At 71.9% G+C, this 23,634-nt stretch carries 23 protein-coding genes and 2 pseudogenes; 19 read left to right on the plus strand and 6 right to left on the minus strand.

From position 1 onward, the window contains the following. Positions 1 to 2,538, plus strand: a 2,538-nt coding sequence (locus GA0070560_RS26455; protein WP_091302632.1) for an ATP-binding protein, incomplete at its 5' end; no start/stop codon positions are given. Continuing rightward, positions 2,535 to 3,092: a response regulator gene (locus GA0070560_RS26460; protein WP_091302634.1), complete on the plus strand. Its 558-nt coding sequence runs from the start codon at positions 2,535 to 2,537 to the stop codon at positions 3,090 to 3,092. The genes GA0070560_RS26455 and GA0070560_RS26460, both read left to right, overlap by 4 nt. Positions 3,093 to 3,129: 37 nt before the next feature. Here the strand turns inward: GA0070560_RS26460 and GA0070560_RS26465 are convergent, their stop codons facing one another. Then, entirely contained in the window at positions 3,130 to 3,639 is a 510-nt protein-coding gene (locus GA0070560_RS26465) for a GbsR/MarR family transcriptional regulator (RefSeq protein ID WP_091302636.1), read from the minus strand. Between the two features lie 91 nt (positions 3,640 to 3,730). On the opposite strand from GA0070560_RS26465, the gene GA0070560_RS26470 reads away from it, so the two are divergent. Both GA0070560_RS26470 and GA0070560_RS26475 read left to right on the plus strand, forming a co-directional pair. Next, a complete protein-coding gene (locus GA0070560_RS26470; RefSeq protein WP_091302639.1) occupies positions 3,731 to 4,642 on the plus strand; it encodes an ABC transporter ATP-binding protein in 912 nt (303 codons plus the stop codon). Further along, positions 4,639 to 6,225, plus strand: a complete 1,587-nt coding sequence (locus tag GA0070560_RS26475) for an ABC transporter permease (RefSeq protein WP_091302641.1) — start codon at positions 4,639 to 4,641, stop codon at positions 6,223 to 6,225. The genes GA0070560_RS26470 and GA0070560_RS26475 overlap by 4 nt, the downstream gene beginning before the upstream one ends. 109 nt (positions 6,226 to 6,334) lie before the next feature. Here GA0070560_RS26475 and GA0070560_RS26480 read toward each other — a convergent pair whose 3' ends face one another. Next, the gene (locus GA0070560_RS26480) at positions 6,335 to 6,667 is read right to left on the minus strand and encodes an STAS domain-containing protein (RefSeq protein ID WP_091302643.1); all 333 of its coding nucleotides are present in this window, start codon (positions 6,665 to 6,667) and stop codon (positions 6,335 to 6,337) included. Between the two features lie 145 nt (positions 6,668 to 6,812). Here GA0070560_RS26480 and hemL point away from each other — a divergent pair, with 145 nt between their 5' ends. The 6 genes from hemL to ccsB all read left to right on the plus strand — a co-directional run bounded on the left by hemL (position 6,813) and on the right by ccsB (position 12,940). Beyond that, positions 6,813 to 8,150: a glutamate-1-semialdehyde 2,1-aminomutase gene (hemL, locus tag GA0070560_RS26485; protein ID WP_091302645.1), complete on the plus strand. Its 1,338-nt coding sequence runs from the start codon at positions 6,813 to 6,815 to the stop codon at positions 8,148 to 8,150. 126 nt (positions 8,151 to 8,276) lie between these two features. Further along, the gene (locus GA0070560_RS26490; protein WP_091302647.1) at positions 8,277 to 8,924 is read left to right on the plus strand and encodes a histidine phosphatase family protein; all 648 of its coding nucleotides are present in this window, start codon (positions 8,277 to 8,279) and stop codon (positions 8,922 to 8,924) included. After that, complete coding sequence (locus tag GA0070560_RS26495; RefSeq protein WP_091302649.1) at positions 8,924 to 9,496, plus strand: TlpA family protein disulfide reductase; 573 nt, start codon at positions 8,924 to 8,926, stop codon at positions 9,494 to 9,496. Before GA0070560_RS26490 ends, GA0070560_RS26495 begins: the two co-directional genes overlap by 1 nt. Then, the gene (locus GA0070560_RS26500; RefSeq protein WP_091302651.1) at positions 9,496 to 10,338 is read left to right on the plus strand and encodes a cytochrome c biogenesis CcdA family protein; all 843 of its coding nucleotides are present in this window, start codon (positions 9,496 to 9,498) and stop codon (positions 10,336 to 10,338) included. Before GA0070560_RS26495 ends, GA0070560_RS26500 begins: the two co-directional genes overlap by 1 nt. Next, on the plus strand, positions 10,338 to 11,960 hold the full coding sequence (locus tag GA0070560_RS26505) for a cytochrome c biogenesis protein ResB (protein WP_091302653.1): 1,623 nt from the start codon (positions 10,338 to 10,340) through the stop codon (positions 11,958 to 11,960). The genes GA0070560_RS26500 and GA0070560_RS26505 overlap by 1 nt, the downstream gene beginning before the upstream one ends. Next, entirely contained in the window at positions 11,960 to 12,940 is a 981-nt protein-coding gene (ccsB, locus tag GA0070560_RS26510) for a c-type cytochrome biogenesis protein CcsB (RefSeq protein ID WP_091302655.1), read from the plus strand. Before GA0070560_RS26505 ends, ccsB begins: the two co-directional genes overlap by 1 nt. On the opposite strand, the gene GA0070560_RS26515 is transcribed toward ccsB, so the two are convergent. Further along, positions 12,906 to 13,130, minus strand: coding sequence for a hypothetical protein (locus GA0070560_RS26515; RefSeq protein WP_245675734.1), 225 nt, complete (start codon positions 13,128 to 13,130; stop codon positions 12,906 to 12,908). The two genes, ccsB and GA0070560_RS26515, sit on opposite strands and share 35 nt — an antisense overlap. 22 nt (positions 13,131 to 13,152) lie before the next feature. Between GA0070560_RS26515 and GA0070560_RS26520 the strand changes: the two genes are divergently transcribed. Further along, on the plus strand, positions 13,153 to 14,739 hold the full coding sequence (locus GA0070560_RS26520; RefSeq protein ID WP_245675735.1) for an ATP-binding protein: 1,587 nt from the start codon (positions 13,153 to 13,155) through the stop codon (positions 14,737 to 14,739). Between the two features lie 6 nt (positions 14,740 to 14,745). Further along, positions 14,746 to 14,908, plus strand: a pseudogene (locus tag GA0070560_RS26525) (DUF397 domain-containing protein); the annotation flags it as partial. A 37-nt stretch (positions 14,909 to 14,945) separates the two neighbouring features. Here GA0070560_RS26525 and GA0070560_RS26530 read toward each other — a convergent pair. After that, positions 14,946 to 15,422: a MarR family winged helix-turn-helix transcriptional regulator gene (locus tag GA0070560_RS26530; RefSeq protein ID WP_091302659.1), complete on the minus strand. Its 477-nt coding sequence runs from the start codon at positions 15,420 to 15,422 to the stop codon at positions 14,946 to 14,948. A 64-nt stretch (positions 15,423 to 15,486) separates the two neighbouring features. Here GA0070560_RS26530 and GA0070560_RS26535 point away from each other — a divergent pair, with 64 nt between their 5' ends. The 3 genes from GA0070560_RS26535 to mqnP all read left to right on the plus strand — a co-directional run bounded on the left by GA0070560_RS26535 (position 15,487) and on the right by mqnP (position 18,540). Beyond that, the gene (locus tag GA0070560_RS26535) at positions 15,487 to 16,035 is read left to right on the plus strand and encodes a carboxymuconolactone decarboxylase family protein (RefSeq protein ID WP_245675736.1); all 549 of its coding nucleotides are present in this window, start codon (positions 15,487 to 15,489) and stop codon (positions 16,033 to 16,035) included. 70 nt (positions 16,036 to 16,105) lie between these two features. Beyond that, positions 16,106 to 17,566, plus strand: coding sequence for a menaquinone biosynthesis decarboxylase (locus tag GA0070560_RS26540; RefSeq protein WP_091302661.1), 1,461 nt, complete (start codon positions 16,106 to 16,108; stop codon positions 17,564 to 17,566). Next, positions 17,566 to 18,540, plus strand: coding sequence for a menaquinone biosynthesis prenyltransferase MqnP (mqnP, locus tag GA0070560_RS26545; protein WP_091302663.1), 975 nt, complete (start codon positions 17,566 to 17,568; stop codon positions 18,538 to 18,540). Before GA0070560_RS26540 ends, mqnP begins: the two co-directional genes overlap by 1 nt. Positions 18,541 to 18,745: 205 nt before the next feature. Here the strand turns inward: mqnP and GA0070560_RS26550 are convergent, their stop codons facing one another. After that, positions 18,746 to 19,711 (minus strand): terpene synthase family protein, encoded by a 966-nt coding sequence (locus tag GA0070560_RS26550; RefSeq protein ID WP_091302665.1) that lies wholly within the window; start codon positions 19,709 to 19,711, stop codon positions 18,746 to 18,748. Between the two features lie 146 nt (positions 19,712 to 19,857). Between GA0070560_RS26550 and GA0070560_RS26555 the strand changes: the two genes are divergently transcribed. Beyond that, positions 19,858 to 20,487, plus strand: a complete 630-nt coding sequence (locus GA0070560_RS26555) for a UbiX family flavin prenyltransferase (protein WP_091302667.1) — start codon at positions 19,858 to 19,860, stop codon at positions 20,485 to 20,487. A gap of 98 nt (positions 20,488 to 20,585) precedes the next feature. On the opposite strand, the gene GA0070560_RS26560 is transcribed toward GA0070560_RS26555, so the two are convergent. Continuing rightward, positions 20,586 to 20,852: a BldC family transcriptional regulator gene (locus GA0070560_RS26560; protein ID WP_091302668.1), complete on the minus strand. Its 267-nt coding sequence runs from the start codon at positions 20,850 to 20,852 to the stop codon at positions 20,586 to 20,588. Between the two features lie 268 nt (positions 20,853 to 21,120). Between GA0070560_RS26560 and GA0070560_RS26565 the strand changes: the two genes are divergently transcribed. From GA0070560_RS26565 to cds1, 3 genes and pseudogenes are all read left to right on the plus strand, one after another. Beyond that, entirely contained in the window at positions 21,121 to 21,579 is a 459-nt protein-coding gene (locus GA0070560_RS26565) for an Lrp/AsnC family transcriptional regulator (RefSeq protein ID WP_091302669.1), read from the plus strand. 180 nt (positions 21,580 to 21,759) lie between these two features. Beyond that, positions 21,760 to 22,491: pseudogene (locus tag GA0070560_RS26570) on the plus strand (SDR family NAD(P)-dependent oxidoreductase); the annotation flags it as partial. A 10-nt stretch (positions 22,492 to 22,501) separates the two neighbouring features. Then, positions 22,502 to 23,593 carry an L-cysteine desulfhydrase Cds1 gene (gene cds1 / locus GA0070560_RS26575; RefSeq protein ID WP_091302671.1) on the plus strand — a complete coding sequence of 364 codons (1,092 nt, stop codon included), beginning with the start codon at positions 22,502 to 22,504 and terminating at the stop codon, positions 23,591 to 23,593. The last annotated feature ends 41 nt before the right edge of the window (positions 23,594 to 23,634 follow it).

A 23,634-nucleotide genomic window follows, 5' to 3' on the forward strand; every position in this document is an offset into this window, starting at 1 on the left:
GTGAACACGATGGTGGATCAGTTGTCGTCGTTCGCCGACGAGGTGACCCGGGTGGCCCGTGAGGTGGGCACGGAGGGCAAGCTGGGTGGTCAGGCCCAGGTCAACGGCGTCGCCGGCACCTGGCGGGACCTGACCGACAACGTGAACTCGATGGCGTCGAACCTGACGTCGCAGGTGCGCAACATCGCCTCGGTGACCACCGCCGTGGCGAAGGGCGACCTGGGCCAGAAGATCACCGTCGACGCGCAGGGTGAGATCCTGGAGCTGAAGAACACCGTCAACACGATGGTGGACCAGTTGTCGTCGTTCGCCGACGAGGTGACCCGGGTGGCCCGTGAGGTGGGCATCGAGGGCAAGCTGGGTGGTCAGGCCCAGGTCAAGGGCGTCTCGGGTACGTGGCGCGACCTCACCGAGAACGTCAACCAGCTCGCCTCGACGCTCACCACCCAGCTCCGGGCGATCGCCCAGGTGTCCACCGCGGTGACCCGTGGCGACCTGACCCAGCGGATCGCGGTCAAGGCGCAGGGCGAGGTCGCCGAGCTGAAGGACAACATCAACCAGATGATCGTCACCCTCCGGGAGACGACCAAGAAGAACGCCGAGCAGGGCTGGCTCGACTCCAACCTGGCCCGCATCGGTGGCCTGCTCCAGGGCCAGCGCGACCTCGGCGAGGTCTGCCGCATGATCATGATGGAGGTGACCCCGCTGGTCGACGCGCAGCTCGGCGCGTTCTTCCTGGCGGACACCTCCGAGGGCGTGATGCGGCTGCGGCTCACCGCCTCCTACGGGTACGTGGCCCGGGGCCACACCGTCACCTTCGGCCCCGGGGAGGGGCTGGTCGGTCAGGCCGCGCTCTCCCGCCGGACGATCCGGGTCAACGCGATGCCCGACGGCCGGCTCACGCTGCGCTCCGGGCTGGCCGAGACGCCCCCGGCCGACCTGGTGGTGCTCCCGGTCCTCTTCGAGGGCGAACTGCTCGGCGTGATCGAGTTCGCCGGCGTGGCCCGCTTCTCCGAGCTGCACCTGGCCTTCCTGGAGCGGCTGGTGCTCACCATCGGTGTCGCGGTCAACACCATCCAGGCCAACCGGCGTACGGAGGAACTGCTGGCCCAGTCGCAGCGGCTGGCGCTGGAGTTGCAGGACCAGTCGGCGGAGTTGCAGCGCACCAACGCCGAGCTGGAGGACAAGGCGAAGCTGCTGTCGGAGCAGAAGGGCAACATCGAGACCAAGAACCGGGAGATCGAGCTGGCCCGGCTCGGCCTGGAGGAGAAGGCGCAGCAGCTCACCCGGGCCTCGGCGTACAAGTCGGAGTTCCTGGCGAACATGAGCCACGAGCTGCGTACGCCGCTGAACTCGCTGCTCCTGCTGGCCCGCCTGCTCGCCGAGAACTCGGAGCAGAACCTGAGCCGCAAGCAGATCGAGTTCGCCCGCACGATCCACAGCGCCGGCTCGGACCTGCTCTCGCTGATCGACGACATCCTGGACCTGTCGAAGATCGAGGCGGGCCGGATGGACGTCGAGCCGACCGAGGTCCGGTTCGACGAGATCCGGAGTTACGTCGAGCAGGCGTTCGCCCCGCAGGCCGAGGAGAAGGGCCTGGACTTCCAGGTACGGGTGGCGAAGGACCTGCCCCCGGCGCTGGTCACCGACGCCCAGCGGTTGCAGCAGGTCCTGCGCAACCTGCTCTCCAACGCGATCAAGTTCACCGACGACGGTGCGGTGACGCTGCGGATCGGCCTGGCGCCGGAGGACGCGGTCTTCGACGTGCCGGCGCTGACCAACGCCCGGCAGGTGATCGCGTTCACCGTGATCGACACCGGCATCGGGATCTCCGACGACAAGCTGTCGCTGATCTTCGAGGCGTTCCAGCAGGCCGACGGCACCACCAGCCGCCGGTACGGCGGGACGGGGCTGGGACTGTCGATCAGCCGTGACCTGGCCCGGTTGCTGGGCGGCGCGATCACCGTGACGTCCGCGCCCGGGCAGGGCTCCACGTTCAGCCTTTTCGTACCCGATGTGCTGGCGCCGGACGCGGTGGTGGCGCCGCAGGCTCCGTCGCCGCAGCGCGCGGGCCTGCCGTCGTCGCTGCTGATGCCGCCGATGGAGCTGTTGCCCCGGCCGGAGGTCCCGGCGACCCGGCAGCTCGACGGCGCCACCGTGTTGATCGTCGACGACGACGTCCGGAACGTCTTCGCCCTGACCTCTGCGTTGGAACTGCACGGCATGACCGTGTTGTACTCGGACAACGGGGCGGACGGTGTCCGCCTGCTGGCCGAGCATCCGGAGGTGGACATCGTGCTGATGGACGCGATGATGCCGGACCAGGACGGGTACGAGACCACCCGGCAGATCCGCCGCAACCACCGCTTCGCGGACCTGCCGGTCGTCTTCCTGACCGCGAAGGCGATGCCGGGAGACCGCGAGTCCGCGCTCGCTGCCGGTGGCAGTGACTACATCACCAAGCCGGTCGACCTGGACGAGCTGATCGAGCGGATGGCGTCCTGGATCAGCGGCAGCCGAGGCGAGGAGAATTCGTGACGCAGACGGCCAAGGCGCTGCTGGTCGACGACCGGCGGGAGAACCTGATGGCCCTGGAGGCCATCCTCCAGGGGCTCCCGGTGCAGTCGGTCGCCGTGGAGAGCGGCGAGGCGGCGTTGAAGCAGCTGCTGGTGGACGACTTCGCGGTGATCCTGCTGGACGCCCAGATGCCGGACATGGACGGCTTCGAGACGGCCAGCCACATCAAGCGGCGGGAGCGGACCCGGCACGTACCGATCATCTTCCTCACCGCCGCCGACAAGGACGCGCAGCTCGCGCTGCGCGGCTACGCCGTGGGTGCGGTCGACTACCTCACCAAGCCCTTCGACCCGTGGGTGCTGCGGGCTAAGGTGTCGGTCTTCGTGGAGCTGTGGGTGAAGACCCGCCAGCTCGCCGCGCAGTCCGACGTGGTGCGGGAGCGGGACGCGCAGTGGCGGGTGCTCACCGACGCGGTGGACGAGGCCACCATGATGCTGCGGGCCGACGACAGTCTGGAGGCCCGCGACCGGGCCGTCGAGCTGCTGGAGCAGGCCCGCTGGGGCAACACCCCCTGACCGGGGCCGCTGTCACCCACCCGTAGCGGCGACGGTGTCAGAGGCCGGGTGGGGCACCGCGGCCGGTGGCGGCGCGGCGCGCGCGCCAGCGTTCGCCGATGGAGTCGATCTCCTCCTGAACGAAGACGAAGAAGTCGCGCATCTCGGCGACCCGTTCGCCCGCCGCGGTGGTCCGGCCGTGCAGCGCCGCCACTCCGCCGTCGGCGATGTCGATGAGAGTCTTGTAGAGGCCGGTCTTGGTCAGTGTCGCCTCGTACCAGGGGTTGTCCGGCACCCGGTAGCGGTCCCGCCGGGAACCCTTCACCGGCTCGCGGAGCAGCATCCCCCACTGGGTCAGGTAGCGGACCGCCCCGGAGACCGCGGCGGCGCTGACCCCCAGCCGGTCGCCGATCTCGGCCGCGGTCAACGGCTCGTCGGCGCTCATCACCGCGAACAGCACCCGGGCCGCCATCCGGGGGAAGCCGACCTCCGCGAAGGCCATCGCCATCCGTTCGACGAAGTGGTGGACCTCCTCCTCGCTGCGGGCGGTGCTGTGGTCGTCGGCCATCTGTGCGGGCTCCTCGGTGCGTCGGGTACCCGATCCTGCCCCGACTCTCACAGTCTTCACAAGTTTGTGAAGCGAGTGTAGCTTCCTAACCATGGAAACTCCCATCGAAGTGGCCGGCCTGGTCAAGACCTTCGGCCGGACCCGCGCCCTGGACGGGCTCGACCTCACCGTCCGCGCCGGTGAGGTCCACGGCTTCCTCGGCCCGAACGGCTCCGGCAAGTCCACCACCATCCGGGTGCTGCTCGGGTTGCTGCGGACGGACGCGGGGGCCGTCCGACTCCTCGGCGGTGACCCGTGGCGCGACGCCGTCGCACTGCACCGCCGGCTGGCGTACGTCCCCGGGGACGTCACCCTCTGGCCCAACCTCTCCGGCGGCGAGGTCATCGACCTGCTGGGCCGGCTGCGCGGCGGGCTCGACCCGAAGCGCCGGGCCGAGCTGCTGGAGTCGTTCGAACTGGACCCGCGCAAGAAGGGCCGCGCCTACTCCAAGGGCAACCGGCAGAAGGTCGGCCTGGTCGCCGCGCTCGCCTCCGACGTCGAACTGCTCATCCTCGACGAGCCGACCTCCGGCCTCGACCCGCTGATGGAGGAGGTCTTCCAGCAGTGGGTGCGCCGGGCCAAGCGGGACGGCCGCACGGTGCTGCTCTCCAGCCACATCCTGGCCGAGGTCGAGGCGCTCTGCGACCGGGTGACCATCATCCGCAACGGGCGGAACGTGGAGACCGGCACCCTGGCCGAGCTGCGCCACCTGCACCGCACCTCGGTCGACGCCGAGGTCGTCGGCTCCCCGGACGGCCTGGCCGACCTCCCCGGCGTGCACGACGTGCGGGTGGAGGGCACACGGGTGCGCTTCGACGTGGACAACCCGGCGCTGGACGCCGCGCTGCGCCGGCTCACCGAGATCGGCGTACGCAGCCTGGTCAGCCAGCCGCCGACGCTGGAGGAGCTGTTCCTGCGGCACTACGGGACGATTACCGACGAGCCGGCCGGGGTGGCCCGATGAGCACCCTCACCGGCACCCGTCACCTGGTCCGGCTGATCCTGCGCCGGGACCGCGTCCTGCTGCCGCTCTGGGTGCTGCTGCTGGCGCTGCTGCCGATGACGTACGCGACGAGCTTCTTCGAGCTCTACCCCGACGCGGCGCAGCGGACCGCGTACGCCACCGGCCCCGCGACCAACCCGTCGATCGTCGCCCTGCTCGGCCCGGTGTACGGCGACAGCATCGGCGCGCTGACCGCCCAGCGCGGCGGCTTCCTCACCCTGATCATCGGGCTGGTCAGCCTGCTCACCGTCATCCGGCACACCCGCACCGAGGAGGAGGCCGGCCGGCGCGAGCTGCTCGGCGCCACCGTGCTCGGCCGGCACGCCGGACTGGCCGCCGCGCTGCTGGTGACGTACGCGGCGAACCTGCTGCTCGGGCTGCTCACCGTCGCCGGGCTGGTCGCCACCGGACTGCCGGCGGCCGGATCACTGGCGTACGGGCTGGCGGCCGCGCTGGCCGGCGTGGTCTTCGCCACCGTGGGCGGGCTGACCGCCCAGCTCACCGAGACGGCCGGCGGGGCGCGCGGCATCGCGGTCGGGGTGCTCGGGGTGGCCTTCGCGCTCCGCCTCGTCGGGGACACCGCCGAGCGGGACTGGGTGAGCTGGCTCTCCCCGCTGGGCTGGGCCCCACGGATCCGCGCGTACGAGGGTGAGCGCTGGTGGGTGCTGGTGCTGCCGGTCGTGCTGAGCGTGCTGCTCGCCGCGCTGGCGTACCCGCTGTCGGTGCGCCGGGACCTCGGCGCCGGCCTGCTGCCGCCCCGGCTCGGTCCGGCCGACGGCGGCCTCGCCGGGCCGTTCGGGCTGGCCTGGCGGCTGCACCGGGGGCAGCTCATCGGCTGGTCGGTCGGCTTCGGCCTGCTCGGGCTGGTCCTGGGCGGCGCGGCGGAGGCGGCCGGCAAGGCGGTGGAGGGCAACGCCCAGGTGGAGGAGATCCTGGCCCGGCTCGGGGGCACGTCCGCGCTGGCCGAGGCGTACCTCGGTGGCACCCTCGGCTTCGTCGGCCTGGCCGCCGCCGGGTACGGCATCCAGGCGGCGCTGCGGATGCGGGCGGAGGAGGTCGCCGGGCGGGCCGAGCCGCTGCTCGCCACGGCGGTGCACCGGTTCCGCTGGCTCGCCTCGCACCTGCTCTTCGCCCTGGCCGGGCCGGTGGTCGTGCTGGCTGTGGCCGGGCTCGCGGTCGGGGTGACCTACGGGCTCGGCGTGGGCGACGTGCCCGGTCAGCTGCCCCGGATGGTCGGCGTCGGCCTGGCCCAGGTCCCGGCGGCCTGGGTGCTGGCCGGCCTGGCGGTGCTGTTGTACGGTCTGCTGCCCCGGCTCGCCCCGGTGGCCTGGGGAGCGCTCGCGGCCTGCGTGCTGCTCGGCCAGCTCGGCGCGGTGCTGGAGCTGAGCCAGTGGCTGCTGGACCTCTCCCCGTTCACCCACACCCCCCAGGTCCTGGGCGACGACTGGACCGCCACCCCCCTGCTCACCCTCACCGCGATCGCCCTGACCCTGGCGGCAACCGGCACCGCCGCCCTCCACCACCGCGACCTCCCCACCACCTGACCCCCACCCCCCGAAGAGCGTCGATCATGAAGTTGTCGCCACGACACGCCGGGCGGGGTGAATGGCAACAACTTCATGATCACCGGGGCCATGGGGGCCGGGGAGGGGGTCAGGGGGCGGTTTCGTTGCGGATCATCAGGGCGGAGCGGAGGCCGGTGATGTCGAGGACGCGGAGCAGGAAGTCGCCGACGTTGCTGAGCACCAGCAGGCTCTGCGCGTGGCTGGCCTTGCGGCTGAGCACGACGAGGGTGCCCAGGCCCTGGGAGTCGCAGAAGGTCACCCCGGCCAGGTCGAGCACGATGCGCGGCGGAGGATCGGCGAGCACCTCGTTCACGACGGTCGACAGCTGGCCGGCGGTGAGCATGTCGATCTCACCGGCGAGGCGAAGCACGGCTTCATCGCCCGTCCGGTGTACCGTGATGGACAGTTCGGCACGATCCACCGGGTCAGCCTATCGCGATCTCGACGCCCCGGCCCGATGAGAGTCGGCCGGCTGACCCGTGGCGCGCGCGCCGGGGTGAGTCTGGTAACCCCGTCCCAGGGGTGGCTGCCGATTCCCGGTCCGGCGCTGTAACAATGGCCGCATCGTGACCAATACCTTTTCCGCCGGATCCGGCCGCTACCCGGCCGACGCACCGGCCTCAGAGGCCCTGTTCGACCGCGCCACGGCCATCGTGCCCGGCGGGGTCAACTCACCCGTGCGCGCTTTCCGTGCCGTCGGCGGCACCCCGCGCTTCATGGTCCGGGGGGAGGGTCCCTGGCTCTACGACGCCGACGACCGGCGCTACGTCGACCTGGTCTGCTCCTGGGGGCCGCTGATCCTCGGCCACGCCCACCCCGAGGTGGTCGAGGCCGTGCAGGCCGCCGCCGCGAAGGGCACCAGCTTCGGCGCCCCGACGCCGGGTGAGGTCGAGCTGGCCGCCGAGATCGTCGCGCGGACCCCGGTCGAGCAGGTCCGCCTGGTCAACTCGGGCACCGAGGCCACCATGTCGGCGATCCGGCTGGCCCGCGGCTTCACCGGCCGCTCCAAGATCGTCAAGTTCTCCGGCTGCTACCACGGGCACTCCGACGCCCTGCTCGCCGCCGCCGGCTCGGGCGTCGCCACCTTCGGCCTGCCCGACTCGCCCGGCGTCACCGGCGCGGCGGCCGGCGACACCATCGTGCTGCCGTACAACGACATCGACGCGGTCGAGCGGGTCTTCGCCGCCGAGGGTCCGCACATCGCGGCGATCATCACCGAGGCCGCCGCCGGCAACATGGGCGTGGTCGCCCCGCGTGACGGCTTCAACCAGCGGCTCGCCGGCATCGCGCACGCGCACGGCGCGCTGCTCATCGTCGACGAGGTGATGACCGGGTTCCGGGTCTCCCGCGCCGGCTGGCACGGGCTCGACCCGTCGGAGGCCGACCTGTGGACGTACGGGAAGGTCATGGGCGGTGGCCTGCCCGCCGCGGCGTTCGGCGGGCGCGCGGAGGTCATGTCGCGGCTGGCCCCGGCCGGCCCGGTCTACCAGGCCGGCACCCTCTCCGGTAATCCGCTCGCCTGCGCCGCCGGCCTGGCCACCCTGCGGCTCGCCGACGACGCGCTCTACCGCAGGCTGGACGAGACGGCCGCCGTCGTGGGCAAGCTCGCCGCCGACGCGCTGGCCGCCGCCGGGGTCCCGCACCGGCTGTCGTACGCGGGCAGCATGTTCTCGATCTTCTTCACCGATGCCGACGTGGTCGACTACGACAGCGCCCGTACCCAGCAGGTGCCCGCGTTCAAGGCGTTCTTCCACGGGATGCTCGCCGCCGGCGTCTACCTGCCGCCGAGCGCGTTCGAGTCCTGGTTCGTCTCGGCGGCGATCGACGACGCCGCTCTGGAGCAGATCGCCGCCGCGCTGCCGGCGGCGGCGAACGCGGCGGCCGCAGCAGGTCACGGGGGGTAGCAGTGAGTGCGAGGAGTGAGCCGGGTCTGCGAGCCCCGCAGTCGCGAACCAAGGGGGCGCAGCGGTGAGTGCGAGGAGTGAGCCGGGTCTGCGAGCCCCGCAGTCGCGAACCAAGGGGGCGCAGCGGTGAGTGCGACGGTGGTGCACGTGCTCCGGCACGGCGAGGTGTACAACCCGGAGGGCATCCTCTACGGTCGCCTGCCTGGTTTCCGCCTCTCCGAGCTGGGCGTCCAGATGGCCAAGGCGGCCGCGCAGGCGCTCGCCGAGCGGGAGGTCGTGCACGTCGTGGCGAGCCCGCTGGAGCGCGCCCAGCAGACCGCCGAGCCGATCGCCGCCCAGTTCGGGCTCCCGGTCGGGGTGGACGATCGGCTGATCGAGAGCGCCAACTGGTTCGAGGGCAAGAAGGTCTCGCCGGGCGACGGCTCGTTCCGCGACCCGCGCAACTGGTGGGTGCTGCGCGACCCGGTGACCCCGAGCTGGGGTGAGGCGTACCGGGCCATCGCGGAGCGGATGTTCGCCGCCGTGCAGGCCGCCCGGATCGCCGCCGAGGGGCGCGAGGCGGTCCTCGTCTCGCACCAGCTGCCCATCTGGACCCTGCGCCGCTACGTCGAGCGCAAGCGGCTCTGGCACGACCCGCGTCGACGTCAGTGCGGGCTGGCCAGCCTCACCTCGTTCCACTTCGACGGCGCGAAGGTTTCCGGGATCGGCTACACCGAGCCCGCCGCCCACCTGATCGCCATCTCGCCGACAGCCAGGACGGCCAAGGGGGCCTGATGTCGATCCGGAGGACGCTCGCCGCCTCGCTCGCCGCCGTCACCGCCACGGCGGCGCTGGTCGGCTGCTCCTCCGAGAACGGGGAGAGCCGCTGCGCCAACGACGGGGGCATCATCGAGTGCGCCCCCCAGCAGCGCTCCGCCGCCCCGAAGATCGCCGGTGACCTGCTCACCGGCGGCCGGTACGACGTCGCCGAGGCCCGCGGCCAGGTGGTCGTGCTCAACTTCTGGGGCTCCTGGTGCGCGCCCTGCCGGGCCGAGGCCGACGACCTGGAGGCCACCTACCAGGCCACCAAGGGCTCCGGGGTGACCTTCCTCGGCATCAACGTCCAGGACAGCAAGGACAAGGCCGTCGCCTTCGAGGAGGGCCGGGTCACGTATCCGAGCCTCTTCGACCCATCGAGCCGGCTGGCGCTGGCCCTGGACATCCCCCCGAACACCGTCCCCGCCACCGTCGTGCTCGACCGGGACGGCCGGATCGCCACCGTGATCCGCGCCGCCGTCAAGCAGGACGGCCTCCAGCCGATCGTCGAGCGGATCGCGGCGGAACCGCCCGCGTCCGGTTCCCGCTGATGGGCGAGACGTTCCGTCAGCTCGCCGAGTCCGGCCCGCTGCTGCTGGCCGTCGGCGCGGCCGCGCTCGCCGGGCTGGTCAGCTTCCTCTCCCCGTGCGTGCTGCCGTTGATGCCGGGCTACCTGTCGTACGTGACCGGGCTGGCCGGCGCGGACCTGGAGGGCCGTCCCCGGACCGTGCCGTCGGCGGCCGTCGGCGCCGGTGACTCGTCCGGTGGCGGGGTGGCCGTGGCCACGCCGCCGCAGACCCGCAGCGCAGCTGCGGTCAAGGGGCGGGTGCTGGCCGGCACGCTGCTCTTCATCGCCGGCTTCACCGCCGTGTTCGTCGCCACCGCGATCCTCTTCTCCGGCGTCGGCAAGCTCTTCTTCCAGCACGAGCGCACGCTGGAGGTCGTGATCGGCGGGCTCATCGTGGTGCTCGGGTTCGGCTACCTCGGTGTCATCCCCGGGTTGCAGCGTGAGTTCCGCATCCAGCGGCTGCCGGCCGCCGGTCTGCTCGGCGCCCCTGTGCTCGGCGTGGTCTTCGCGTTGAGTTGGGTGCCGTGCACCGGTCCGACGCTCAGCGCGGTGCTCGGCATGGCGACCGTCGACGGGCGGACCGACCGGGCGGTGGTACTGGCGGTGGCGTACTGCCTCGGGCTGGGGGTGCCGTTCATCCTCTTCGGGCTGGGCTTCCACCGCCTGCTCGGGGTGTTCCGTGCCGTCCGGCGCAACAGCCGCTGGGTCACCCGGATCGGCGGCGCGCTGCTGATCCTGATCGGCCTGGCGCTGATCACCGGCGGGTGGCAGAACTTCGTGATCTGGCTGCAGACCACCGTGGGCGTGGGCGAGGTGAGCATCTGATGACGACCGTGGACGACCGGCCGGCCGCGCCGGCCGGAGCGCCCCGGCGGCCCAACCCCGTGCTGGCCCTGCTGCGCAACTCCTGGCGGCAGCTCACCAGCATGCGTACGGCGTTGGTGCTGCTGTTCCTGCTCGCCGTCGCCGCGATCCCCGGTTCGGTGCTGCCGCAGCGTGGGGTGAACCCGGAGCAGGTCGACCAGTACTTCCGCGACCACCCGGAGCTGGCCCCGCAGCTCGACCGGCTCGGCGGCTTCGAGGTCTTCGCCTCGGTCTGGTTCTCCGCGATCTACCTGCTGCTCTTCACCTCGCTGGTCGGCTGCATCCTGCCCCGGATGCGTGACCACCTGCGCGCCCTGCGTTCGCGCCCGCCGGCCGCCCCGAAGCGGCTGGAGCGGCTGCCCCAGCACACGGTGCTGGAGGCCCCGGCCGCCGCCGACCCGGAGGCGATCGCCGCGGTGCTGCGCCGCCGACGCTGGCGGGTGGTGGTGCGCGGCAACGAGGTCTCCGCCGAGAAGGGGTACCTCAAGGAGACCGGCAACCTGCTCTTCCACACCTCGCTGGTCGCCGTCCTGCTCGGCGTGGCGCTCGGCTCCTGGTTCGGCTGGCACGGCAACCGGCTGCTCGTGGCGGGCGAGGAGAACGCCTTCTGCAACACCCGGCAGCAGTACGCCGAGGCGTCGCTCGGCCCGCGCGTCGACAGCACCGACCTGCCTCGCTTCTGTCTCACCCTGGACGACTTCGATGCTCGCTTCCTCCCCTCCGGGCAGCCGGAGTTCTACCGGGCCTCGGTGACCGTGGACGAGCTGGACGGCACGCCGCGCAAGGCCGCCTTCTCGGTCAACTCGCCGCTGCGCCTCGACTCCGCCAACGTCTACCTGCTCGGTCACGGCTACGCCCCGATCCTGAAGTACACCGACCGGTACGGCCGCAGCCAGACCAGCACGGTGCCGTTCCTGACCACCGGCGACGCCAACCTCACCAGCGAGGGGGTGGCCGCCTTCCCGGACGCCAACGTCGACCCTCAGACCGGCAAGCGGGATCCCGCCCAGCAGATCGCCTTCGAGGGCCTGTATCTACCCACCGCGCCGGAGACCGGGCCGTTCTCGTCGTCGCAGTTCCCCACCGAGCAGAATCCGGCGGTGGTGCTGGTGGCGTACCGGGGGAACCTGGGGTTGGACGCCGGCATCCCCGGCTCGGTCTACCAGCTCGACCAGCGTCAGGTGTCCAGCGGCAAGCTCAAGCAGATCGGCGATCAGAGGCTGTTGGGCGTCGGTGAGAAGTGGACCCTGGACGACGGCAGCACGCTGGAGTTCCTGGGCACGAAGCCGTACATCACGCTCTCCGTCCGGCACGCTCCGGGCCAGACGCTGATGCTGGTGGCCTGTGTGGTGCTGCTCGGTGGGCTGATGGGTTCGCTGTTCGCCCGCCGCCGACGGGTCTGGTTCCGGGTGCTCCCCACCGACCCGACAAGTGGATCTCCGACAAGCGGTAGTAGTTTGGTCGAGGCCGGTGGGCTGCCGCGCACCGAGCATCCAGGCTTCGCCGACGAGTTCGCGCAGCTCGTCGCCGCCGTACGCGACGACGGGCGGGCCGACAGGCGGGCGCGAGAGGGAGTCGAGTGATGGCCGAGCTGTCCGACCAGCTGGTGACGTTCGCGATCCTGGCGTACCTGGTCGCCATGATCAGTCACGCCGTCGAGTACGCGCTCGGCAACGCCCGCGCCGTGTCGGCCAAGGCTCCCGCCCGGGAACTGGTCGGCGCCGGAGTGGGTGCGCCGGGCGACACCGTGACGGCTCCCGCCGCTCCCACCGCCGACGAGGTGCGCACGGCGCGGACCGCGCGCCGCGCCGAGCTGGCTGGGCGGATCGCCGCCGGGGTCACCGTGGTGGCCGCCGCGATCCACCTGGGCGCCGTGGTCACCCGGGGCATCGCCGCCGACCGGATGCCCTGGGGCAACATGTACGAGTTCGTGCTGACGGTCACCTGGATCGGGACGGCGGCCTGGCTGGCGGTGCTCGCCAAGCGTCCCTCGCTGCGCCGGCTCGGGCTCTTCCTGAGCCTGGTCATGGTGCTGCTGCTGGCCTTCGCCGAGCTGAAGCTCTACGTCGAGGTGGTGCCGCTGATGCCGGCACTCCAGTCGTACTGGTTCATCATCCACGTCTCGACGATCATCTTCGCCTCCGGCATCTTCCTGCTGGGCATCGTCCCGGCGGTCACGTTCCTCATGCGCAACGGGTACGAGCAGGGCCGGCGCAGCTTCCCGTACACCCTGGCCCGCCGGCTGCCGGCGGCGGCCGGGCTGGAGCGGCTGACCTTCACGCTGCACGCCTTCTCGTTTCCGATCTTCACCTTCTCGGTGATCGCCGGCGCGATCTGGGCCGAGGCGGCCTGGGGGAGGGCCTGGGGCTGGGACCCGAAGGAGACCTGGGCGTTCATCTCCTGGGTGGTCTACGCCGGCTACCTGCACGCCCGGGCCACGCCGAGCGTGAAGCGCAACGTGGCGACCTGGATCGCGGTGCTCGGCTTCCTGACGGTGCTGATGAACCTCTTCGGGGTCAACTTCTTCTTCAGCGGCCTGCACTCGTACGCCGGGGTGGAGTGAACCGGCCGGTGAGCACCCGGTCGACGCCCAGGGTCACCTGGTAGGCCACCTCCGGCACGTCGGCCAGCTCGATGCGTTCGGCCCACAGCGCGAGCCGGGCGTGCAGCTCACACGCGACCGCGTCCCTGATCTCCGGCAACAGCGGGGAGGCCCTCGGGGTCGCCCACCACGTACGCGTCGTCCATGCCACCCATCGTCGCTGCGGGGATGACGTGTCAACGCGCCCGGTCTCCAAAATGTATAACTACACTTCTAAGAAGTGTAGTTATACGAAGTGCGGAGCCGGGATGCGTGAATTGGCCAAGCCTGCGGGGATCTTCGACCGCGACGTCGAGTGGACGGAGCTCGCGCGATTCGCGGCGGACGAGCGCCCGGGGGCGACGCTCGGCGTGGTGAGCGGACGCCGCCGTCAGGGCAAGACGCTGCTTCTCTACGAACTCGCCAGGGCCGGAGGCGGCTTCTACTTCGGCGCCACGGAGGCGACGGCCGTCGAGTCGCTTCGGCGGCTCGGGGAGGCGCTCGGCAATTACACGGGCGCCCCCGGCCCGGTGCATCTCCCGGACTGGGCCGCTGCCGTGGACGCTCTGCTCGCCCTCGGGCGTGACCGGCCGGTGACCGTGGTGATCGACGAGTTTCCGTACCTGGTCCGTGCCGCGCGGGACCTGCCGTCAATCATCCAGTACGCGCTCACGCCGGGGCGGCCGGAGCGGACCGCGTCCCGAGCCCGCCTGCTGCTCTGCGGCTCAGCGCTGTCCTTCATGGGTGGCCTGCTCGCCGGCTCGGCCCCGCTGCGCGGACGGGCCGGTCTGGAGTTGCCGGTCCAGCCCTTGGACTACCGGGCCGCGGCAGCCTTCTGGGGCGTCGACGATCCCCTGCTGGCGGTAAAAGTCTTCTCCATTGTCGGTGGGACTCCGGCCTACCGGCGCGAATACGTGCAGGATGACGCGCCGTCCGGCCCGGCGGACTTCGACGCCTGGGTCGTACGGGCGGTGTTGAACCCGGCGCGACCGCTTTTTCGTGAGGCGCGGTACCTGCTCGCGGAGGATCCGGACCTACGGGACACGGCTCTGTACCACTCCGTGCTCGCCGCCGTGGCGGAGGGGAACGCCAGCCGGGGTGGGATCGCGGGCTACATCGGGCGGAAAGCTACCGACCTGCAACACCCGCTCACCGTGCTCGAGGACGCCGGGCTGTTGGTCCGTGAGCCGGATCTTCTGCGCAGCGGTCGCAGCAGCTACCGGATCACCGAGCCGTTGATCTCCTTCTACCAGGCGGTGATGAGGCCGGCCTGGACCGCGCTGGAGCAGCGGCGCGGCCAGGAGGTCTGGCGACGGTCGCAGCGCAGGTACGCGAGTGCCGTCCTAGGCCCCAGGTTCGAGGAGATCGTTCGGCAGTGGGCGGTTCGATTCGCCGACCCGGATGTCCTGGGGGGTCCGGTGGCCGAGGTCGGTGCGGCCACCCTGACCGATCCGGCGAGTCGGACCAGCCACGAGCTTGATCTCGTGGCTGTCGGTGAGCCTCCCATGGGAGACGGCCCGCGTCCGTTGCTCGCGATCGGTGAGGTGAAGTGGGGCCGTCGCCTCGGCTTGCCGGACCTCGAACGACTGGGACGCCTACGGGAACTCCTCTTGCAGAGGTCGGGCGTCAACGCGACCGGAACACGCCTGCTTCTAGCGAGCGCTGAGGGCTTCACCGACGAACTCGTCGAGGATGCTTCCGCTCGACCGGATGTCGTCCTCGTCGACCCCGGGGTGCTGTACGCGTCGAGCGCTGACCGGACTGCGGGCTGGAGCGGTTGACCGTCACGCAAGTCCACCCGTAGCGGCAACGACAGCGGGGCGTGCGTCGAGGTCGCGGACAATCTGCCCGGCCGGGTGCACGTCCGCGACTCCGGACCGTCACGGCGCGGTGTTGACCTTCTCGCCGACCGCCTGGCGGGCCTTCGTGGAGCTGGCGCGCAGCCACTGACCGTCCACCCGTCGTCCGGCATCCGCAGGACCGAGCGTCAGCCGCCGAACCAGCCGGGGACGTCGAGGCGGAAGAAGTTCGGCGGGGTGACCGCGCGCAGGTCGTCCTCCATCGCGGCGACCCGCTCCTCCCCGAGGGTCGCTGCCCAGCGTTTCCGCAGCGCGTCGAAGAGCACCGCCGAGCGGCGTAGCCCGTCGACGCCCTTCTCCGTCATCCGGACCAGCTTGCGGCGGGCGTCGGCGGGGTCGTCGACACGTTCCAGGTAACCGAGGGCGACCAGCCGGTCGACGGTCTTGCCGGCGGCCTGCTTGGAGACGCCGAGGCGCTGACCCAGCTCGGACGCGGTCGTGCCGTCGACGCCGACGGCCTGGAGCACGAACCCGTGCACCGGCCGCAGGTCGGGGTGCCCCTGCCCGGCCAGCTCGGCGTGCAGGTCGTCGATGAGGGTACGGAAGCCGGCCAGCAGCAACAGGGGCAGCAGGAAGCCGGGCCGCTCGGGGTCAGCTGTTGCCATGTTCGACAACCAGGTTTACGATTCCGACAACCACGTTGACGATCGTACCTGAGAGGCTCCTGCCGTGTTCACCGTGCACACCCTCGACACCGCACCCGCCGCCGCCCGCCCGACCATGGAAGGGGTGCGCCGCAAGCTCGGCCACCTGCCCGGCGCGGTCGCCCTGATGGCCGAGTCGCCCGAGCTGCTCAAGGGCTTCCTCACCGCCAACGCCACCTTCGAGGCGACCGACCTCGACCCGGTCGAGCGGGAGGTGGTCGTGCTGACCGTCGCCACCCGCCACGGCTGCCGCCTCTGCGTGGCCATGCACACCGCCACGCTGCACCGGCTCGGCAGCGATGAGGAGCTGGTCACCGCCCTGCGCGACGGCACGACCCCGGCCCACCCCCGGCTGGCGGCGCTGCGCCGCTTCACCCTCGCCGTCCTCGATCACGCCGGTGCCGTGCCCGACGACGAGCTGCGCGCGTTCCTCGACGCCGGCTACCGGCCGCGGCACGCCCTCGACGTGGTGCTCGGCGTCGGGACGTACACGATCTCCACCTTCGCCAACCGGCTCACCGGTGCCCCCGTCGACCCGCACCTGAGCCCGTACGCCTGGGAGCCGGCAGCCTGACCCCTGCCCGACGGATGCGTGGGCAGGCCCACGTGGGCGCGGTCGGGGGCGGTACGGGAGACTTGCTGCCATGGCGGCTCGTGGCTTCCCGTACACCGACCTCAAGGACTTCCTCGCGGCGCTGGAGCGCGCGGGCGAGCTGCGGCGGGTGAACGTCCCGGTCGACCCCACGCTGGAGATCAGCGAGGTGGTCACCCGGACGGTCCGCGCGGGCGGCCCGGCGCTGCTCTTCGAACGCCCGACCCGGGGTGAGATGCCGGTCGCGATCAACCTGTTCGGCACCGAGAAGCGGATGGCGATGGCGCTCGGCGTCGAGTCGCTGGACGAGATCGGCGCCCGGATCGGCGCGCTGATCAAGCCAGAGCTGCCCGTCGGGTGGTCCGGCATCCGCGAGGGCCTGGGCAAGGTCATGCAGCTCAAGTCCGTGCCGCCGCGCAAGGTCAGGACCGCCCCCTGCCAGGAGGTGGTCTACTCCGGCGACGACGTCGACCTGAACCGGCTCCCCGGCCTCCAGGTCTGGCCCGGCGACGGCGGCGTCTTCCACAACTACGGGCTGACCCACACCAAGCACCCGGAGACCGGCAAGCGCAACCTCGGGCTGTACCGCCTCCAGCAGCACAGCCGCAACACCCTCGGCATGCACTGGCAGATCCACAAGGACTCCACCGCCCACCACGCCGTCGCCGAACGGCTCGGGCAGCGGCTCCCGGTCGCCATCGCGATCGGCTGCGACCCGGTGGTCAGCTACGCCGCCTCCGCGCCGCTGCCGGGTGACATCGACGAGTACCTGTTCGCCGGCTTCCTGCGCGGGGAGCGGGTCGAGATGGTCGATTGCCTCACCGTGCCGTTGCAGGTCCCCGCGCACGCGCAGATCGTCCTGGAGGGGTACCTCGAACCCGGCGAGCGGCTGCCCGAGGGGCCGTTCGGCGACCACACCGGCTTCTACACCCCGGTCGAGCCGTTCCCCGTGCTGCACGTCGAGACGATGACCACCCAGCGCAACCCGGTCTACCACTCGATCGTCACCTCCAAGCCGCCGCAGGAGGACCACGGCCTGGGCAAGGCCACCGAGCGGATCTTCCAGCCGCTGCTCAAGCTGATGATCCCGGACATCGTCGACTACGATCTGCCGGCCGCCGGTGTCTTCCACAACTGTGCGATCGTGTCGATCCGCAAGCGCTATCCGAAGCACGCGCAGAAGGTCATGAACGCGATCTGGGGCGCGCACCTGATGTCGCTGACCAAGCTGATCGTGATCGTCGACGAGGACTGCGACGTGCACGACTACAACGAGGTCGCCTTCCGCGCCTTCGGCAACGTCGACTACGCCCGCGACCTGCTGCTCACCGAGGGCCCGGTGGACCACCTCGACCACTCCTCCTACCAGCAGTTCTGGGGCGGCAAGGCGGGCGTCGACGCCACCCGCAAGCTCCCCACCGAGGGCTACACCCGCGGCTGGCCGGAGGAGATGCACATGTCCCCCGAGGTCGTCTCCCTGGTCGACAAGCGCTGGAAGGAGTACGGACTCTGATGCCCGGCGCCACCAATCCTCGCGATCTTGCAGTTCCGGCCTCCGATCCGTCCGCTTCCTCCGCTTCTGTCGGGGCCGAAAGTGCAAGATCGCGGGGGAGGGTCAAGTCCTTCCTCAGGCTTGTCGCGATCGAGCACTCGGTGTTCGCTTTGCCGTTCGCGTACCTGTCGGCGTTGGTCGCGATGCAGGTGGACGGCGGGCGGGTGCGGTGGGTGGACCTGCTGCTGATCACGGTGGCGATGGTGGGGGCGCGGACGTTCGCCATGGCCGCCAACCGGATCCTCGACCGGCGGATCGACGCGCGGAACCCGCGTACCGCCAACCGGGAACTGGTCACCGGGGCGGTGAGCGTGCGGACGGCCTGGACCGGCGCGGCCGTCGCCCTGGCGGTCTTCCTGGCCGCCGCTGCCCTGCTCAACCCGCTCTGCCTGGCGTTGGCGCCGCTCGCCGTGGTGCCGCTGGTCGTCTACCCGTACGGCAAGCGGTTCACCAACTGGCCGCACGCCATCCTCGCCGTCGCCCAGGCGGTCGGGCCGGTCGGCGCCTGGCTCGCGGCCACCGGCACCCTCGACGGCTCCTGGCCGGCCTGGCTGCTCGGCGCGGCCGTCGGCCTCTGGATCGGCGGCTTCGACCTGATCTACGCCTGCCAGGACGCCGAGGTCGACCGGGAGATCGGCGTGCACAGCGTCCCGGCCCGGTACGGCAAGCGCTTCGCGCTGCACGCCTCGACCGTCGCGCACGTGGTGACCTTCGCGCTCTTCCTCTGGTTCGGTGCGCTGATCGGCTTCGGCTGGCCCTGGTGGATCGGCCTGACGCTGACCGCCGTCGCCTTCGGCTACCAGCACGTGGTGGTCACCCCGACCGATCTGAGCAAGGTCAACCGGGCGTTCTTCACCGCCAACGGCTTCGTCGGCATCGCGCTGTTCGTCTTCGCCCTGCTCGACCTGGTCGTCCGCCTCGATCTGCGCCCCTGACGCGGCTGGCCGGCGCCCCGGTCCTGCCCGGCCCCAGCCTGTCACCGGCCCGGCGGGGCCGGCTTGATTGACTCCATGTCGCCGAAGTGGCGGTCTCCAGGATTGGCGGATGCCGCAACCTCGGCGCAACGGAGTTGATCAATCCCTCCGGGCCGGCAGTGGGCAACCGTGCGCCGACCCGGGACCGCACGGGCGCCGGGGACCGTCAGGGGGTGTCGGGGACGGGGTAGCGGGCGCTCTCCAGGGTCCAGTCGACGGTGCCGCGTACCGCGTTGGCGACCCCGTCGAGGTGGGCGGTCACCGCCGCGTCCCAGGTCGGCCCGAACGACGGGACCGAGGCGCGCAGCACGACGAAACGTGCCATCGCGTCCCGCCACCGGTCGGCCACCAGGCCCACGGCGGTCTCCTGCGGCACACCCCGCTCGGCGGCCACCGCCAGCACCAGGTTGTGCCCCCCGGAGGTGGCGACGTCCCGGTCCAGCGAGGCGAGGTCGTTGTACCAGGAGAGCAGGTCGTTGCCGAGCTCACCGATCCGGCGCAGCAACGGGTGGTGGTAGACCGCGTCCGGCACCGTCCGGCCGGTCGCGAACTCCACCAGCGGGTACGAGACGTACGCCGCCGAGGTCGCCCGGCGCAGTTCCACGTACTCGCTCACCGACGGCGGTCGCCCCGCCTCCTTGGCGACCGCCTCCCGCCACGTCCCGTCCAGGTGGTGGGCGACCGCGTCAGCGAAGCGTGACCGCCAGCGGGCCGGCATCCGGCGACGCGGTTCCCGCCACGCCTCGACCAGCAGGCGGCGCAGCGGCCCGCCGAACCCGGGATGCCGCCACCGCGGCCCCTCCCGGAGCAGGGTCAGCGCCCCGGCCCGCAGCGCCCGGATCTGCTCCGGGGCGAGCCGGTCCGGTCCGTCACAGGCGTCGTCGACCAGGAAGAACCAGGTGAAGAGGGTGGCCAGGGTACGCAGGTCCGGCTCGCCGGCGTCGGGGTAGAGGCGGCCCGCGTACCGGGCGAAGCCGGCCCGCTCCAGCCGACGGCGGGTGGCCCCGTCCAGCGGCAGCCCCAGCCGGGCCAGCCGGTCCAACACCCACTCCTGCACCGGGTCCGCGTACGGCGAGAGCCGGGGCGCAATCGGGCACGCCGACCGGAGCGACCAGAGGACCTCTTCGAGCATGCCCCGATTCCTCCCGTACGGCGTGGATCGCCGACGGCAGCATGCCAGTCCGGCGAGACTCCCGCCGCCACGCCCACCGGGGTGCCCTTCATTCACCCCGGGGGGTGGCAGTCGACCCGCCACGGTGACCAGGCAGGCTGGACGGTATGCGTGAACCTTGGGTGGTCGGGGTCTCCGGCGCGTCCGGCACCCCGTACGCGGCGGCCGTCGTCAACGGGCTGCTCGACGCCGGTGAGCCGGTGGACCTGATCGTCTCCCGGGCCGCCCGGCTGACCGTGCTCGACGAGACCGGCCGGCCGTTCCGGGACGGGCACTGGGCCGAGGACCTGGCCGCCTGGCTGGGCCGCGACCTGACCGGTGCGGACGTGCGGCACTGGCCGGCCGGCGACATCGCGGCAGGGCCGAGCAGCGGCTCGTACCGGGTACGCGGGATGGCGGTGGTGCCGGCGAGCACGGCGGCCTGCGCCGGCATCGCGATCGGGCTCTCCAAGGACCTGCTGCAGCGCGCCGCCGAGGTCAACCTGAAGGAACGCCGGCCGGTGGTGCTGGTGCCCCGGGAGACGCCGGTCACCCGTAGCCACCTGGAGCACCTGATCGCGCTGCACGACGCCGGCGCGGTGGTCCTCCCGGCCAGCCCCGGCTTCTACGGCGCCGGGGCCTCCGCCACCGCGCAGCAACTGGTCGACTTCGTGGCCGGCAAGGTGCTCGACGCGCTCGGGGTGCCCCACACGCTCTTCCACCGCTGGTCGGGGCAGCTCAACGCGGACCGCTCCTGACCGTCGCCCGCCGTGCGTCCCCGCGAGGAGGGCCGGCGGGCCCCGACGGACGCGGACCGGACCTCCCAGGCCGGCCCGCGTACCCGTGTCGCACCCCTTCAGTACATCCCGGCGTTGGCCGGGCCCGGCCCGGTCGAGGCGGCGGGGCCGACATTGCGCGGCCTGCCCATCTCCTCCGCCTCGTCCAACATGCCCTCCCCTTCCAGCAGGGCCCGCACCTCGGATTCCCGAAACCGGCGATGCCCGCCTGGAGTCCGGATGCTGCCTATCCGGCCGGCCGCTGCCCAACGCGTCACAGTCTTCGGGTCCACCCGAAAAAGCGCGGCGACCTCACCCGGTGTCAGCAGGCGATCTCCAGTGTCCACAGCCCCCTCCTCGCGTCGACGAAGCCCCCGGCTGAACACACTGCCCCCGGCCGGTGCGAGCCCAGAGCCGTCATGAGGGACGTATGGCAATTACAGCACCGGCGACCTGGCGTGTCCGCCAAACGCGAAAAACGCACTGAGTGGGAAGTTAGTAAATGGTACCGGTGCCGGACTCCCTTGACCGATGGTCTGCGAACTGTGACGGGCTGTCATGTCCAACGGAGTCCGGACGTCGGACGTTACGCCCGGGCAGCTAAGGTCACACTCCGTGGACGCCATCGACCGGAGCCTCGTCGAACTGCTGCGCGGCAACGCCCGCCTGTCGTACGCCGAACTGGCACGACAGGTCGGACTCTCCGCCCCGGCCGTGCACGAACGGGTCGGCAAACTGGAATCCGGCGGGGTCATCCGCGCGTACCGGGCGGAGGTCGAGCCGGAGTCGATCGGGCTCGGGGTGACCGCGCTGATCGGCATCGTCGAGGACTCCGACGCCGACACCGACGACGTGCTGGAGGCGTTCCGGCAGATGCCGGAGATCGAATCCTGCTACTTCATGGCCGGGGTCGAGTCGTTCCTGCTCAAGGCGCGGGTCGGCACCATCGCCGAGCTGGAGCAGCTGATCGTACGGCTCAACCGCACGCCCGGCGTGGCCTCCACCCGCACCGGCATCGCGCTGTCGACGAAGTGGGAGAACCGCCCCCAGCCGATCGAGCCCGTCACCTCCTGACCCGCCGCGCACCCCCGCACGCCGCTGCCCAGGGTCTGGCGCGACGCCGGGTACGGGGGCTAGTTTGCGGCGATGACGAGCCCTGCGCGGGGAACCGCCGTGGTGACCGGGGCGGCGGGCGGGCTCGGTCGGGCCATCGCCACCGCCCTGCACGCCGACGGGTAGACGGTCCTCCTCACCGACCTGGACGCGGACACGGTCGCCACCGCCGCCCGGCCGCTCGGCGGCTGGTCCCGCGCCCTCGACGTACGGGACACCGCCGCCTGTGCCGAGGTCGCCGCCGAGGCGGCCGGGCGGGGCGGGCTCGACCTCTGGGTCAACAACGCCGGCGTCCTGGAGACCGGCGCGTCCTGGACTCACGACGCGGCCACCCGACGCCGGCTGGTCGAGGTGAACACCCTCGGGGCGATGAACGGCACCCTCGCCGCCCTCGACCTGATGCGGGCCCAGGGGCGCGGGCACGTGCTGAACGTCGTCTCGCTCGCCGGGCTGATCGCCGCGCCCGGCGAGACCGTCTACGCGGCCAGCAAGCACGCGCTGCTGGCGTTCAGCCTCGGCACCCTCGCCGACCTGCGGATGGCCGGGCTCAGGGGCGTACACGTCTCGTGCCTGTGCCCGGACGGGATCTGGACGCCGATGCTGCACGACCGGCTGGACGACCCCGGAGCCCTGGCCTCCTTCACCGGGACGCTGCTCACGCCGGAGCGGGTGGCCGCGCGGGCCGCCCGGCTGGCCCGCCGCCCCCGCCCGGTGGTCAGCGTGCCGCGCTGGCGTGGCGCGCAGGTACGGCTGCTGGACGCCTTTCCCCGGCTGGCGCTCGCACTGACCCCGCTGATCCGGGCCGCCGGCCAGGCAGGGCAGCGCCGGCAGCGGCGCCGGGCCGGGCCGGACCCGGGCGGACGTCGCTTGTAACGTTGCCGGCGTGACTCATCTCGACCGGTGTGACGCGGCCAGCCGGACGTGGGTGACCGAGGCGATCGCCGCGGTCGAGGCGGACGCGAACCGTTCCGCCGACACCCACCTGCTGCCGTTCCCGCTGCCCCGGGAATGGGGTGTGGACCTCTACCTCAAGGACGAGTCGGTGCACCCGACCGGCTCGCTGAAGCACCGGCTGGCCCGATCGCTCTTCCTCTACGGGCTCTGCAACGGCCGGATCGGCCCGGAGACCACGATCATCGAGGCGTCCTCGGGCTCGACGGCCGTCTCCGAGGCGTACTTCGCCCGGATGCTCGGGCTGCCGTTCGTCGCCGTGATGCCGGCGACGACCTCGCCGGAGAAGATCGCCCAGATCGAGTTCCAGGGCGGGCGCTGCCACCTGGTCGAGGATCCGGCCAAGGTGGTGATCGAGGCGCGCTGGCTCGCCGAGGACAGCGGCGGGCACTTCATGGACCAGTTCACCTACGCCGAACGGGCCACCGACTGGCGGGGCAACAACAACATCGCCGAGTCGATCTACGCGCAGCTCTCCCTCGAACGGCATCCGATCCCGGCCTGGATCGTGGTGGGTGCCGGCACCGGCGGTACCAGCGCCACCATCGGCCGGTACGCCCGCTACCGCCGGCTGCCCACCAAGCTCTGCGTGGTCGACCCGGAGAATTCGGCGTTCTACCCCGCCTGGCAGGCCGCCGACTGGTCGGTGCGCACCGGTCGGGGTTCCCGGATCGAGGGCATCGGCCGGCCCACCGTCGAGCCGTCCTTCCTGCCCTCCGTGGTGGACCGGATGACCGCCGTGCCCGACGCCGCCTCGCTGGCCGCCATGCGGGCCGGCTCGGCCGTCCTCGGCCGTCGGGTCGGCGGCTCCACCGGCACCAACCTGTGGGGCGCGTTCGGCCTGATCGCCGAGATGCTGGCCACCGGGCGGACCGGTTCGGTGGTCACCCTGATCTGCGACGCGGGTGACCGCTACGCCCACACGTACTACGACGACGGTTGGGTGGCCGGGCAGGGGCTCGACCTCGCCCCGCACCTGGCCACCGTCGACCGCTTCCTGCGCACCGGGGCCTGGCCGGCCTGAACGGCGCCGGCACCGCGCCGGGCTACCCGGTCCGCACCGTC

Source organism: Micromonospora halophytica (genome assembly GCF_900090245.1).
Lineage (GTDB): Bacteria > Actinomycetota > Actinomycetes > Mycobacteriales > Micromonosporaceae > Micromonospora > Micromonospora halophytica.

Bases quoted from the DNA above. Each gene is read 5' to 3' on its own strand.
- GA0070560_RS26555 (WP_091302667.1), top strand. From the start codon at position 19,858: ATGCGTGAACCTTGGGTGGTCGGGGTCTCCGGCGCGTCCGGCACCCCG.
- ccsB (WP_091302655.1), top strand. From the start codon at position 11,960: ATGGCCGAGCTGTCCGACCAGCTGGTGACGTTCGCGATCCTGGCGTAC.
- GA0070560_RS26470 (WP_091302639.1), top strand. From the start codon at position 3,731: ATGGAAACTCCCATCGAAGTGGCCGGCCTGGTCAAGACCTTCGGCCGG.
- GA0070560_RS26505 (WP_091302653.1), top strand. From the start codon at position 10,338: ATGACGACCGTGGACGACCGGCCGGCCGCGCCGGCCGGAGCGCCCCGG.
- GA0070560_RS26475 (WP_091302641.1), top strand. From the start codon at position 4,639: ATGAGCACCCTCACCGGCACCCGTCACCTGGTCCGGCTGATCCTGCGC.
- GA0070560_RS26465 (WP_091302636.1), bottom strand. From the start codon at position 3,639: ATGGCCGACGACCACAGCACCGCCCGCAGCGAGGAGGAGGTCCACCAC.
- GA0070560_RS26550 (WP_091302665.1), bottom strand. From the start codon at position 19,711: ATGCTCGAAGAGGTCCTCTGGTCGCTCCGGTCGGCGTGCCCGATTGCG.
- GA0070560_RS26530 (WP_091302659.1), bottom strand. From the start codon at position 15,422: ATGGCAACAGCTGACCCCGAGCGGCCCGGCTTCCTGCTGCCCCTGTTG.
- GA0070560_RS26540 (WP_091302661.1), top strand. From the start codon at position 16,106: ATGGCGGCTCGTGGCTTCCCGTACACCGACCTCAAGGACTTCCTCGCG.
- mqnP (WP_091302663.1), top strand. From the start codon at position 17,566: ATGCCCGGCGCCACCAATCCTCGCGATCTTGCAGTTCCGGCCTCCGAT.
- GA0070560_RS26495 (WP_091302649.1), top strand. From the start codon at position 8,924: ATGTCGATCCGGAGGACGCTCGCCGCCTCGCTCGCCGCCGTCACCGCC.
- GA0070560_RS26500 (WP_091302651.1), top strand. From the start codon at position 9,496: ATGGGCGAGACGTTCCGTCAGCTCGCCGAGTCCGGCCCGCTGCTGCTG.